The organism is Pseudophaeobacter sp., assembly GCF_039971195.1.
Classification (GTDB): domain Bacteria; phylum Pseudomonadota; class Alphaproteobacteria; order Rhodobacterales; family Rhodobacteraceae; genus Pseudophaeobacter.
In genome coordinates this window covers 19,623-32,284 of sequence record NZ_JBDWPJ010000228.1, presented here as the reverse complement: position 1 = coordinate 32,284, position 12,662 = coordinate 19,623, and the positions used below count along the sequence as shown (strand labels likewise).

The window sequence follows — 12,662 nt, the reverse complement described above, 5'->3', positions numbered from 1 at the left end:
GAGGGGCTGTCATGGCTCAAACTGTAGAGATCTTTGAGATGGGGCCGCGCGACGGGCTGCAGAATGAAAAGCGGGAAATTCCGGTGGCGGAAAAGATTGCTCTGGTGGATTGTCTCTCCAAGGCCGGGTTCCGCCGCATCGAGGTTGCCAGCTTTGTGTCGCCCAAATGGGTGCCACAGATGGCGGGCAGCGCCGAGGTTCTGGCTGGTATTCATCGGCGTCCGGGGGTGTCCTATGCAGCATTGACTCCGAATATGCGCGGTTATGCGGACGCGGTTGCGGCACAGGCGGATGAGATTGCGGTCTTTGCCTCGGCCTCGGAAGGGTTTTCCAAGGCCAATATCAATGCCAGCGTGGCCGAGAGCATTGAGCGGTTCAAGCCCATCCTGGAGGCCGCGTCTGCGATCAACCTGCCGGTGCGGGGCTATGTCTCCTGCGTGACCGATTGTCCCTTTGACGGCGCCACGGATCCGGAGCAGGTGGCTGAGGTGGCCGAGATCCTGCATCGTTTGGGCTGCTATGAGGTCTCTCTGGGCGATACAATCGGGCAGGGCACACCGGAAACAATCTCCAAGATGCTCACTGCCGTAACGAAACGGGTGCCAGCGGTGCAATTGGCGGGTCATTATCATGATACCGCCGGGCGGGCCTTGCAGAATATCGAAGCTTCACTGGACCATGGTGTGCGGGTGTTTGATGCGGCGGTGGGCGGTCTGGGTGGCTGCCCCTATGCGCCGGGCGCTGCAGGGAATGTCGCCACCGAAGCGGTGCAGGATCACCTGACGGCCTTGGGATATGACACCGGACTGGACCGCGCGGTTCTAAGTGAGGCTGCAGAAAGGGCACAGGCGATGCGCAGTGATAGCTAGGTCCGAGTGTTGACCACAGGGCTTGGTAACTAAAGGAAGAGGGATAAGACGTGTATAAGACAGTTTTGATTGAAACCGATGCGCGCGGCGTTGCCACGCTGACATTGAACCGCCCCGAGAAGCACAATGCCATGTCTGGCGAGATGCTACTGGAGATCAAGGCGGCTGCGGCAGAGCTGGCGGCAGACGAAAAGGTGCGTGTTGTGGTTCTGACCGGGGCGGGCAAAAGTTTCTGCGCTGGTGGCGATCTAGGCTGGATGCAGCAACAGATGCAGGCCGATGCTGCGACGCGCGCCAAGGAAGCTCGGGTTCTGGCAGAAGCCTTGATGCTGCTCAACACCCTGCCGAAGCCGTTGATTGGTGCCATCCAGGGCAATGCCTTTGGCGGCGGTGTTGGCATGGCCTCGGTCTGTGATGTGGCAATTGGCGCGGATCATTTGAAAATGGGCCTGACCGAAACCAAACTGGGGTTGATCCCAGCCACCATCGGCCCCTATGTGGTCGCCCGCATGGGCGAGGCCCGGGCGCGCCGGGTGTTCATGTCGGCGCGGTTGTTTGGCGCCGCCGAGGCGGTGGATCTGGGGCTATTAGCCAAAACTGTTCCAGCGGAGGACCTGGCTGCGGCGGTGGAGGCGGAAGTCTTGCCCTATCTGGCCTGCGCGCCGGGGGCGGTCACTGCGGCTAAAAAGCTCACCCGGGATCTGGGGCCGCGTCTGGATGATGAGACCATCGATATGACCATCCGCGCCCTTGTCGAGCGTTGGGAGGGCGATGAGGCTTCGGAGGGCATTGGCGCCTTTTTTGATAAACGAAAGCCTCGCTGGCAGGGTTGATTTTTCGCCCCTCGTTAACCAATATTTTGAATGTCCGTTTTGTCAGGCGCCAGGAAAAATCTTGGCGCCTTTCCTTATGGAAATAATAAGAAATTAACCCATGATGGCGCAAATAGCGATAAGTGATGCCGCAGGGTCGCGACTTGTGCAGAAAGCCTCTTTCTTCACCATTGGTTTGGTTGACGCTGAGGGGGTGCGCGAGTAGACACATGCGCAAGTCAACACGCCAATTGACGGCGCGCGAGAATCCGCGCGCTCGGAAAGGAGCCACTCGTGGAAGAGATGTTGCGGGAATACCTCCCGATCTTGGTGTTTCTGGTCGTCGCGATCGGCCTAGGAATTGTTCTTGTATTGGCGGCAGTTGTGCTGGCCGTACGCAATCCGGACCCGGAAAAAGTCAGCGCTTACGAATGTGGTTTCAACGCCTTTGATGACGCCCGTATGAAATTTGACGTGCGCTTTTACCTGGTGTCGATTCTTTTCATCATTTTTGATCTGGAAATTGCCTTCTTGTTTCCCTGGGCCGTTGGCTTCAAGGATATGAGCGATACTGGCTTCTGGTCGATGATGGTGTTCCTGGGCGTCCTGACCATTGGTTTTGCCTATGAGTGGAAAAAGGGAGCTCTGGAATGGGAGTGATGACCGGAGCCAATACCGCTGGGATTGACAAGGAAGTCGCCACCCAGGCGCTGAATGCAGAGCTGCAGGACAAGGGATTTCTGCTGACCTCTACCGAAGATATCATCAACTGGGCCCGTACAGGCTCTTTGCACTGGATGACCTTTGGTCTGGCCTGCTGTGCGGTTGAAATGATGCATACCTCGATGCCGCGTTACGATGCTGAGCGTTTTGGCATTGCCCCGCGCGCCTCTCCGCGTCAGTCGGATGTGATGATTGTTGCGGGTACCCTGACCAATAAGATGGCCCCGGCGCTGCGCAAGGTTTACGACCAGATGCCCGAGCCACGCTATGTGATCTCGATGGGCTCCTGTGCCAATGGTGGCGGCTACTACCACTACAGCTATTCCGTCGTGCGCGGCTGTGACCGGATCGTGCCTGTCGATATATATGTGCCGGGCTGCCCGCCCACTGCTGAGGCCCTGCTTTATGGGCTGATGCAGCTGCAGCGCAAAATCCGCCGTACCGGCACCCTGGTGCGCTAAGCGATCTGGCTGGAGAGACAAAATGACTGAAGCACTGCAAGAACTTGGTACTCAGATCGCAGCCAAACGCCCAGACTGTGTCCTGTCCTGGGAAGTGGCTTTTGATGAGTTGAACATCGATGTGGCCCCGGCAAATATCGCCGGTCTGGTCGAGTTCCTCAAAACCGACAGCAACTGCAAGTTTTCCTCGCTGGTGGATATCACAGCCGTAGACTACCCCGAGCGCGGCAAGCGGTTTGATGTGGTCTATCATTTCCTGTCGATGTACCGGAACCAGCGCATTCGCCTGCGGGTTTCCGTGCGCGAAGACGACATGGTGCCCTCGATTGTTGATGTGCATCCTTCGGCCAACTGGTTTGAGCGCGAAGTCTTTGATATGTTCGGCATCCTGTTTTCCGGCCACCCGGACCTGCGCCGCATCCTGACCGACTATGGCTTCCGCGGCTATCCGCTGCGCAAGGACTTCCCCACCACGGGCTATACCGAAGTCCGTTATGACGAGGCCGAAAAGCGCGTCGTCTATGAGCCGGTGAACCTTGTACAGGAATATCGGCAGTTTGATTTTATGTCTCCTTGGGAGGGGGCTGAATATATCCTGCCCGGTGATGAAAAAGAGGGGGCAAAATAATGGACGGCTCCAAATTTGACGACGCCCAGACCGGCGAGCAGAAAATCCGCAATTTCAACATCAACTTTGGCCCGCAGCACCCGGCGGCCCATGGCGTGCTGCGTCTGGTGCTGGAGCTGGACGGTGAAATCGTAGAACGTTGTGATCCGCACATTGGCCTGCTGCATCGTGGCACCGAAAAGCTGATGGAAAGCCGCACCTATCTGCAAAACCTGCCCTATTTTGATCGGCTGGACTATGTGGCGCCAATGAACCAGGAACATGCCTGGTGTCTGGCCATTGAAAAACTGACCGGCGTTGAGGTGCCCCGCCGTGGCTCCTTGATCCGGGTTTTGTATTCCGAGATCGGCCGCATTCTGAACCACCTTTTGAACGTGACCACTCAGGCCATGGACGTGGGCGCGCTGACGCCGCCACTCTGGGGCTTTGAGGAACGCGAAAAGCTGATGTGCTTTTATGAGCGTGCCTGTGGCGCTCGTCTGCACGCGGCCTATTTCCGCCCCGGTGGTGTGCATCAGGATATCCCGGATGATCTGCTCGATGATATCGACCTCTGGGCGCTGGAATTCCCCAAAGTGCTGGCGGATATTGATGGGCTCTTGACCGAGAACCGCATCTTCAAGCAGCGAAACTGCGATATTGGTGTTGTTACTGAGCAAGAAATCCTCGACTGGGGGTTCTCTGGCGTCATGGTGCGCGGTTCCGGCATGGCCTGGGATCTGCGCCGCGCGCAGCCCTATGAATGTTATGACGAATTCGACTTCCAAATCCCCGTGGGCAAGAATGGCGATTGCTATGATCGCTATCTGGTGCGCATGGAAGAGATGCGCCAGTCGCTGTCAATCATTCGTCAGGCCACCGCTAAACTGCGCGAAGCCACCGGTGATGTTCTAGCCCGTGGCAAGCTGACCCCGCCCAAACGTGGTGACATGAAGACCTCGATGGAGAGCCTCATTCACCACTTCAAGCTCTATACCGAAGGCTTCCACGTGCCCGCCGGTGAGGTCTATGCCGCCGTTGAAGCCCCCAAGGGCGAATTCGGCGTCTATCTGGTGGCGGATGGGTCCAACAAACCCTACCGCAGCAAAATCCGCGCGCCGGGTTTCCTGCACCTGCAAGCCATGGATCACGTTGCAAAAGGCCACCAGCTGGCCGACGTCGCTGCCATCATCGGCACCATGGACGTCGTATTTGGAGAGATTGACCGGTGAAGTCTGCGGCAGTTCTCTTTTTGTTGATGTGCAGCTCTGCCTCGCTTGCGCAGGTGAGCGCCACAGAGACCTCATCTGCGCCTGACGGCCAGACTGAGGTTGAAGCCGCAGTGCAGAATCTGGTGAATGCAGTTTCGTCGCCGGAGTTCGAACAATCGCAGTGCAATGCCTTGTTGCGAGAAGCCGAGGCGCAAGTCGCTCGTGTTTTGAACACTCTTGACTACACTTTGGTGCTTTCTGCGAAAGGCAAAGGTGGGATTGTCGGCAATGCTGAATGCCAGCTTTCCGTAGCTAGAACAGTAACTATAGCCAATGGGGAGGCGACAGACTGATGCTGCGCCGTTTGCATTCTGAACAGCCCGAAAGCTTTGCTTTCACAGCCGAGAACCAGAAATGGGCCGAGGCGCAATTGACCAAATTCCCCGAAGGCCGTCAGGCCTCGGCGGTGATCCCGCTTCTGTGGCGGGCACAGGAGCAGGAAGGCTGGGTCTCCAAGCCGGCGATTGAATATATCGCCGATATGCTGGGCATGGCCTATATCCGCGTGCTCGAGGTCACTTCGTTCTACTTCATGTTCCAGATGCAGCCCACCGGCTCGGTGGCGCATGTGCAGATCTGTGGCACCCTGTCCTGCATGATCTGCGGTGCCGAGGATCTGATTGCGGTCTGCAAGGATAAGATCGCCGAAAAGCCCTTTACCCTGTCAGCGGATGACAAATTCACCTGGGAAGAGGTGGAGTGCCTGGGGGCCTGCACCAATGCGCCCATGGCGCAGATCGGCAAGGATTATTACGAGGATCTCACCGCCGCAGGCTTTGCCCAGATGCTGGATGATCTGGCCTCTGGCAAAGCCGTGGTTCCCGGTCCGCAGAACGGTCGCTACGCTGCAGAGCCCAAATCCGGCCTCTCCACGCTGAGCGAATATGACAGTGGCAAAACCCAGTATAATGCCTCTGCCCAACTGGCGGTGGACATAGGCGACAGCGTCAAACGCATTCAGGGCGACGAAGTTCCGCTGTTGACCCCCTGGGTTGGCAAGGATGGTGTAGTCGCCGGTCGCGCCGCAGCGGCGCAGCCGCCCAAAGCACCCGAGGTACCAAAACCTGTTGCCAAACAGGTGGAAGAGGCCAAAAAGCCCACGGCGGCCAAGAAGCCTGCAGCCAAGAAACCTGCCGCCAAGGCCGAAGCCGCCCCGGCGGCTGAGGTTGCAGAGGCCGAGCCTGAAACGCTGAAAGAGGCGCGCGGTGGTCTGCCGGATGATCTGAAACTGCTCAAAGGCGTCGGCCCCAAGCTGGAACAGACCTTGAATGATCTGGGCTTTTTCCACTTTGACCAGATTGCTGCCTGGGGCGCGGCCGAAGTGGCCTGGGTCGACAGTCGGTTGAAGTTCAAGGGCCGCATTGAGCGCGACGGTTGGATCGCCCAGGCGGCCAAACTGGCCGTAGGCGACGAGACGGATTTTGCCAAACAGGCCAAAAAAGACGGCCGTTACGACGACGAATAAGTGACTTGACCGCTCCGGTTCAGGGGCGGGCAGGGCGTGAACATGAGGACCTGAATGAGCGCAGACATGGATAGGGCTATCGCAGCAAAGGGGCGGCACATCTCATTGGTGATTGCCGGAACCATGCTGGCCTGGTTGGCCCTGACCCTGTTCATAGGCCCGGCTGTTGGAATGCCTGGCCGCTACGCGCTCTTGTTTGATTTTGCCGCGCTTGCGGGGCTGATCTATGCGGTGGTCAACATTATGCAACTCTGGCGCATGCGTCAGGCCAGTAAAAACGAAAACCAAGGGTAGGCAGACATGCTGAAGGACCAGGACCGGATCTTTACCAACCTCTACGGTATGCATGAGCGCACCCTGAAAGGCGCGCAGGCACGAGGCCATTGGGATGGCACCTCCGGGATCATCGACAAGGGGCGTGACTGGATTATCCAGACCATGAAGGACTCTGGCCTGCGGGGCCGTGGCGGTGCGGGCTTCCCTACTGGGCTGAAATGGTCCTTCATGCCCAAAGAAAGCGATGGTCGCCCCTCTTATCTGGTGATCAACGCAGATGAATCCGAACCCGGTACCTGCAAAGACCGCGAAATCATGCGCCATGATCCGCACACGCTGATTGAAGGCGCGCTGATTGCCAGCTTCGCGATGCAGGCCCATACCTGCTATATCTATCTTCGCGGCGAATACATCCGCGAGCGTGAGGCGCTGCAGGCGGCCATCGATGAATGCTACGACAAGGGCCTTCTGGGAAAGAACGCGGCGGGCTCTGGCTGGGATTTTGATGTTTTCCTGCACCATGGTGCTGGCGCCTATATTTGCGGCGAAGAAACCGCGCTGATCGAAAGCCTCGAAGGCAAAAAGGGCATGCCCCGGATGAAGCCGCCCTTTCCGGCGGGCGCAGGCCTTTATGGCTGCCCTACAACCGTGAACAATGTCGAAAGCATCGCTGTTGTTCCCACTATCCTGCGCCGCGGCGCCGATTGGTTTGCCGGTTTTGGTCGGCCTAATAACGCAGGCACCAAACTCTTTGCCATCTCGGGTCACGTCAACAACCCCTGTGTTGTTGAGGAAGCCATGTCGATCTCTTTTGAAGAACTGATCGAGAAGCACTGCGGTGGCATTCGCGGCGGCTGGGACAATCTGCTGGCGGTGATCCCGGGCGGCTCCTCTGTGCCTTGCGTGCGCGGCGAAAACATGCGCGATGCGATCATGGATTTTGACTACCTGCGCGGCGAGCTGGGCTCCGGCCTGGGGACGGCGGCGGTGATCGTCATGGATAAGCAAACCGATATCATCAAGGCGATCTGGCGTCTGGCCAAGTTCTACAAACACGAAAGTTGTGGCCAGTGTACGCCTTGCCGCGAAGGTACCGGCTGGATGATGCGGGTGATGGATCGCCTGGTCAAAGGCGAGGCGGATCTGGAAGAGATTGATATGCTGTGGGATGTGACCAAACAGGTCGAAGGCCACACCATCTGCGCCCTTGGCGATGCGGCTGCCTGGCCGATTCAGGGCCTAATCCGCAACTTCCGCGATGAGATCGAAGACCGAATAAAGGTACAGAAAACTGGCCGCAAAAGCGCCATTGCCGCAGAATAACAGGACGTAAGGGACGGATGATGATTGGAAATGTCAAAATACTGACGGTGGCGCTGGTATCTGCGGGCCTGCTTGCAGGCTGCAGCGACAAGGATTCTCGTCCGGTGTTTGATGGTGTTGCCTTTCGCACCAAGGCCTCTGTCGTCGACAAAAAAGTGACGCGCGCCCTGTTTGAGGCCGAAGTCTACGATGTGGCCTCTTCGCCTGTTGGTGCACGCGAAGCCATGCGCTTTGCCGGTACCGCATATTGCATTGAGAACTACGGCACCTCCAAGATCGACTGGCAGCTGGATCTTGAAGATCCAGACGCACCACTGCCGCGCGATGGGGACAATGCTGTGCTGCGGGGGACCTGCAACCCGTGAGCGGATTTTGGGCATATTCTAGCCGATTGGCAGGGGCGTTATTGAATAACGCTGCTGCTTTTGGGCGTTCTGGCCTCTCCAAACTTCAGGAGAGACAGATGAAACATGCCCAAATGAAATCCCCGCTGATTGCCACTGTTGTCGCAACGGCTTTGGCCTTACCCATGGCAGCCACGGCCAAGCCATCGCTGCGGAAGGTCGCAGAGATCGAAGAGCCGCTGTTTGCGATTGCCATGGCCAAGGAAGTTGCGGACCATTGCGACAGCCTAGGGGCGCGTATTTTCAAAGGCATTGGTGAGCTGCGCCGTTTGCGCGCGCGGGCCAATGAACTGGGCTATGCGGACAAAGAAATCCGAGCCTATGTGGAATCCGACGTTGAAAAGGCCCGGATGCGGGCCAGAGGCGAGAAACTGCTCTCGGCCCGCGGCGTCTCATACCAAAAACCAGAAACATTCTGTGCGTTTGGTCGTGCAGAAATACAGAAAAACAGCGCGATCGGCGTGTTACTGAGGGCGAAATAGACCATGTCTGACCTCCGCAAGATCAACATTGACGGAACCGAGATTGAGGTGGACGGGGCGATGACCCTGATCCAGGCCTGCGAAGAGGCCGGGGTGGAAATCCCGCGTTTTTGCTACCACGAGCGTCTGTCGATTGCCGGCAATTGCCGCATGTGCCTTGTGGAGGTTGTAGGCGGCCCGCCCAAGCCCGCCGCCTCCTGTGCGATGCAGGTCCGCGACCTGCGCCCTGGCCCCGAAGGTCAGGCACCGGTGGTCAAGACCAATTCGCCCATGGTCAAGAAGGCCCGCGAAGGCGTGATGGAGTTCATGCTGATCAACCACCCGCTGGATTGCCCGATCTGCGACCAGGGCGGCGAATGCGACCTGCAGGATCAAGCCATGGCTTATGGCGTTGATTTCTCCCGCTTCCGCGAACCCAAACGGGCGGTGGATGATCTCAACCTCGGCCCGCTTGTCTCCACGGCGATGACCCGCTGCATCAGCTGTACCCGCTGCGTGCGCTTCACCTCCGAGGTGGCCGGGATCACCCAGATGGGCCAGACCGGTCGCGGCGAAGACGCAGAGATCACCAGCTATCTGAACGAGACCTTGGACAGCAACCTGCAGGGCAATATCATCGATCTTTGCCCGGTTGGCGCGCTGACTTCAAAACCCTATGCCTTTAGCGCCCGCCCCTGGGAGCTGACCAAGACAGAAACCATCGATGTGATGGATGCGCTTGGGTCGAACATCCGGGTGGATACCAAGGGTCGCGAAGTGATGCGGATCCTGCCGCGCAACAACGACGGGGTGAACGAGGAATGGATCTCGGACAAGACCCGGTTCGTCTGGGATGGTCTGCGCCGCCAGCGTCTGGATCGCCCTTATGTGCGCGTAGGCGGCAAGCTGAAGCCCGCCTCCTGGCCCGAAGCGCTGAATGCCGTCGCCACTGCCATGAAGGGCAGGAAGGTCGCGGGCCTGATCGGTGATCTGGTTTCGGTTGAGGCCGCTTTTGCGCTCAAGCAATTGGTTGAAGGGCAGGGCGGCAAGGTGGAATGCCGGACCGATAATGCCCGCCTGCCCATTGGCAACCGGGCGGCCTATGTTGGCACCGCCGCGATCGAAGACATCGACAGCGCCAAGGCGATCATGCTGATCGGCACTGATCCGCGCAATGAAGCTCCGGTGCTGAATGCTCGTATTCGTCAGGCCTGGATCAATGGCGCAACCGTTGGTCTGGTTGGCGAAGCCGTTGACCTAACCTATGATTATGCGCATCTCGGATCTGACCGCGCTGCGTTGGAAGCGCTGCACAAGGGGGATCACTCTGGTGCCGAGGGCAAGGAAACTCTTGTTATCGTCGGCCAGGGCGCCCTGCGTGAAGCGGATGGTCTGGCAGTTTTGGCCCATGCACAGAAATTTGCCGCCGATACCGGCTCGAAATTGCTGGTTCTGCACACCGCTGCCGCTCGTGTTGGCGCCATGGACATCGGTGCGGTGACCGAAGGCGGCATGACAGCGGCCATTGAGGGCGCCGAAGTGATCTACAATCTCGGCGCGGATGAGGTCGAGATCGAAGCTGGTGCCTTTGTGATCTATCAGGGCAGCCATGGCGATCGCGGAGCCCATCGCGCTGATGTGATCCTGCCGGGAGCGGCCTATACCGAAGAAAATGGTTTGTTCGTGAACACCGAAGGTCGCCCACAGCTGGCGATGCGGGCCGGGTTTGCCCCAGGTGAGGCCAAGGAAAACTGGGCCATCCTACGCGCGCTCAGCGCCGAGTTGGAGGCCACCTTGGCCTATGACTCGCTGGCACAGCTGCGCACAAGCCTGGTGGCAGAGGTCCCGCATCTGGCCAAGGTGGATCAGGTTGCCGAAAACACAGGCGATGCACTGACGCTGGACAAGCTTGGCAAGGCGGCTTTCTTGCCTGCGGTCAAGGATTTCTACCTGACCAACCCGATTGCCCGTGCCTCCCAGGTGATGGCGGAGCTCTCGGCCAATGCCAAAGCCCGCCGGGCAGACAAGATTGCGGCCGAGTGATCCGCGCTGCAATCATATCCTTTTTGACGCTGGCGGGCTGTGCCCCGGTTCCCGGCGGCCCAGCTGACGCGGCCTTTGATCCCGATTACCAAGGGGTTCAGACCAGTCTGCTGGAAGGCGATCTGGTGCAATTTCACGTGACCATGACCGGAGCCCGTTCGGGCGCGGATGTGGATGACTATGCCGAATGTGCGGCTGCACAATATGCGTTGATCCGGGGATACGGGTTTGCGCGTCATGTGCGCACAACAATGAAACAAGAGGGTGGCAATCAGGTCGCTGACGCGGTCTATACGATTTCGCCCTCCCTACCGCGCGGATTGCGCACCATCGACGCCGAAGTCGTGGTGGCGAACTGCGAGGCAAACGGAATACCTACGGTGTGAGGACCTATGGCTGAATTCTTTAACACCCCAGGCGGCATTGCTGTACTGATACTGGCGCAAGTGCTTGCAGTTGTGGCCTTTGTGATGATCTCCCTGTTGTTCCTCGTTTACGGGGACCGCAAGATCTGGGCGGCGGTGCAGATGCGCCGTGGGCCAAACGTTGTGGGGGTCTATGGCATCCTGCAATCGGTGGCCGATGCGCTGAAATATGTGGTCAAAGAGGTGGTGATCCCGGCAGGGGCCGATCGCACCGTCTTTATCATGGCGCCGCTCACCTCTTTTGTGCTGGCCATGGTAGCCTGGGCGGTGATCCCCTTCAACGATGGCTGGGTGCTCTCAAACATCAATGTGGCGATCCTCTATGTCTTTGCGGTCTCCTCGCTTGAGGTTTACGGCGTCATCATGGGCGGCTGGGCATCGAACTCGAAGTATCCCTTCCTTGGCGCCCTGCGCTCCGCAGCGCAGATGATCTCTTATGAGGTCTCCATCGGCCTGATCATCATTGGGGTGATCATCTCTACCGGCAGCATGAACTTTGGCGACATCGTCCGTGCCCAGGATGGCAATGCCGGCCTGTTCAACTGGTACTGGCTGCCGCATTTCCCTATGGTTTTCTTGTTCTTCATCTCCTGTCTGGCAGAGACCAACCGCCCGCCGTTTGACCTGCCGGAAGCGGAATCCGAACTGGTGGCGGGCTACCAGGTGGAATACTCGGCAACGCCCTTCCTGTTGTTCATGGCGGGTGAGTATATCTCCATCTTCCTGATGTGCGCGCTAACCTCGCTGCTGTTCTTTGGTGGTTGGCTGTCGCCAATTCCCGGCCTGCCGGATGGCGTGCTGTGGATGGTCGGCAAGATGGCCTTCTTCTTCTTCCTCTTTGCAATGGTGAAAGCCATCACCCCGCGCTATCGCTATGACCAGCTGATGCGCCTTGGCTGGAAGGTCTTTCTACCCTTCTCGCTGTTCTGGGTGGTCTTTGTTGCCTTTGCTGCCAAATTTGACTGGTTCTGGGGCATCTTCGCCCGCTGGACTGTGGGAGGCTGATCATGACAAACCAGATCGATTATACCCGCGCCGCCAAGTATTTCCTGCTGCAGGATTTCTGGGTTGGCTTCAAACTGGGGCTCAAGTACTTTTTTGCCCCCAAGGCGACCATCAACTACCCGCATGAAAAGGGGCCTCTTAGCCCGCGTTTCCGCGGTGAGCACGCCCTGCGTCGTTATCCCAATGGGGAAGAGCGGTGCATTGCCTGTAAGCTCTGCGAAGCGGTCTGCCCGGCGCAGGCGATCACCATTGACGCGGAACCCCGCGAAGATGGTTCGCGCCGTACCACGCGCTATGACCTCGACATGACCAAATGCATCTACTGCGGTTTCTGCCAGGAAGCCTGCCCGGTGGATGCCATTGTCGAGGGGCCGAATTTTGAATTCGCCACCGAGACCCGCGAAGAACTGTTCTATGACAAGGACAAGCTCTTGGCGAATGGCGAACGTTGGGAAGCCGAGATTGCCCGCAACCTCGAAATCGACGCGCCGTACCGATGAGCTGTTTTGCGGAGCAT

At 58.4% G+C, this 12,662-nt stretch carries 16 protein-coding genes; all 16 read left to right on the top strand.

The window, feature by feature from the left end:
* Window positions 1-11: 11 nt before the first annotated feature.
* The 16 genes from ABJP42_RS19805 (at window position 12) to nuoI (ending at window position 12,645) form a co-directional block, all read left to right on the top strand.
* The gene (locus ABJP42_RS19805; protein WP_348343522.1) at window positions 12-869 is read left to right on the top strand and encodes a hydroxymethylglutaryl-CoA lyase; all 858 of its coding nucleotides are present in this window, start codon (window positions 12-14) and stop codon (window positions 867-869) included.
* 50 nt (window positions 870-919) lie between these two features.
* On the top strand, window positions 920-1,702 hold the full coding sequence (locus ABJP42_RS19800) for a crotonase/enoyl-CoA hydratase family protein (protein ID WP_348343520.1): 783 nt from the start codon (window positions 920-922) through the stop codon (window positions 1,700-1,702).
* Window positions 1,703-1,975: 273 nt separating this feature from the next.
* A complete protein-coding gene (locus ABJP42_RS19795; protein ID WP_348343518.1) occupies window positions 1,976-2,341 on the top strand; it encodes an NADH-quinone oxidoreductase subunit A in 366 nt (121 codons plus the stop codon).
* Window positions 2,332-2,865 (top strand): NuoB/complex I 20 kDa subunit family protein, encoded by a 534-nt coding sequence (locus ABJP42_RS19790; protein WP_027239745.1) that lies wholly within the window; start codon window positions 2,332-2,334, stop codon window positions 2,863-2,865. The genes ABJP42_RS19795 and ABJP42_RS19790 overlap by 10 nt, the downstream gene beginning before the upstream one ends.
* A gap of 22 nt (window positions 2,866-2,887) precedes the next feature.
* Window positions 2,888-3,493, top strand: coding sequence for an NADH-quinone oxidoreductase subunit C (locus tag ABJP42_RS19785; RefSeq protein WP_348343516.1), 606 nt, complete (start codon window positions 2,888-2,890; stop codon window positions 3,491-3,493).
* On the top strand, window positions 3,493-4,704 hold the full coding sequence (locus ABJP42_RS19780) for an NADH-quinone oxidoreductase subunit D (RefSeq protein ID WP_174214194.1): 1,212 nt from the start codon (window positions 3,493-3,495) through the stop codon (window positions 4,702-4,704). The genes ABJP42_RS19785 and ABJP42_RS19780 overlap by 1 nt, the downstream gene beginning before the upstream one ends.
* A complete protein-coding gene (locus tag ABJP42_RS19775) occupies window positions 4,701-5,036 on the top strand; it encodes a hypothetical protein (protein ID WP_348343514.1) in 336 nt (111 codons plus the stop codon). Before ABJP42_RS19780 ends, ABJP42_RS19775 begins: the two co-directional genes overlap by 4 nt.
* A complete protein-coding gene (locus ABJP42_RS19770) occupies window positions 5,036-6,208 on the top strand; it encodes an NADH-quinone oxidoreductase subunit E (RefSeq protein ID WP_348343512.1) in 1,173 nt (390 codons plus the stop codon). The genes ABJP42_RS19775 and ABJP42_RS19770 overlap by 1 nt, the downstream gene beginning before the upstream one ends.
* Before the next feature lie 54 nt (window positions 6,209-6,262).
* Window positions 6,263-6,502: a DUF5337 domain-containing protein gene (locus ABJP42_RS19765; protein WP_348343510.1), complete on the top strand. Its 240-nt coding sequence runs from the start codon at window positions 6,263-6,265 to the stop codon at window positions 6,500-6,502.
* Between the two features lie 6 nt (window positions 6,503-6,508).
* Window positions 6,509-7,807 carry an NADH-quinone oxidoreductase subunit NuoF gene (gene nuoF / locus ABJP42_RS19760; RefSeq protein ID WP_348343508.1) on the top strand — a complete coding sequence of 433 codons (1,299 nt, stop codon included), beginning with the start codon at window positions 6,509-6,511 and terminating at the stop codon, window positions 7,805-7,807.
* A 17-nt stretch (window positions 7,808-7,824) separates the two neighbouring features.
* A complete protein-coding gene (locus ABJP42_RS19755) occupies window positions 7,825-8,172 on the top strand; it encodes a hypothetical protein (RefSeq protein WP_348343506.1) in 348 nt (115 codons plus the stop codon).
* Between the two features lie 98 nt (window positions 8,173-8,270).
* The gene (locus ABJP42_RS19750; protein ID WP_348343504.1) at window positions 8,271-8,693 is read left to right on the top strand and encodes a DUF5333 domain-containing protein; all 423 of its coding nucleotides are present in this window, start codon (window positions 8,271-8,273) and stop codon (window positions 8,691-8,693) included.
* A 3-nt stretch (window positions 8,694-8,696) separates the two neighbouring features.
* On the top strand, window positions 8,697-10,715 hold the full coding sequence (gene nuoG / locus ABJP42_RS19745) for an NADH-quinone oxidoreductase subunit NuoG (RefSeq protein WP_348343502.1): 2,019 nt from the start codon (window positions 8,697-8,699) through the stop codon (window positions 10,713-10,715).
* Window positions 10,712-11,101, top strand: a complete 390-nt coding sequence (locus ABJP42_RS19740; RefSeq protein ID WP_348343500.1) for a YNQ4 family lipoprotein — start codon at window positions 10,712-10,714, stop codon at window positions 11,099-11,101. Before nuoG ends, ABJP42_RS19740 begins: the two co-directional genes overlap by 4 nt.
* Window positions 11,102-11,107: 6 nt before the next feature.
* Window positions 11,108-12,145, top strand: coding sequence for an NADH-quinone oxidoreductase subunit NuoH (gene nuoH, locus ABJP42_RS19735; RefSeq protein WP_348343498.1), 1,038 nt, complete (start codon window positions 11,108-11,110; stop codon window positions 12,143-12,145).
* A gap of 2 nt (window positions 12,146-12,147) precedes the next feature.
* Window positions 12,148-12,645 carry an NADH-quinone oxidoreductase subunit NuoI gene (nuoI, locus tag ABJP42_RS19730; protein ID WP_122075207.1) on the top strand — a complete coding sequence of 166 codons (498 nt, stop codon included), beginning with the start codon at window positions 12,148-12,150 and terminating at the stop codon, window positions 12,643-12,645.
* Window positions 12,646-12,662 lie beyond the last annotated feature (17 nt).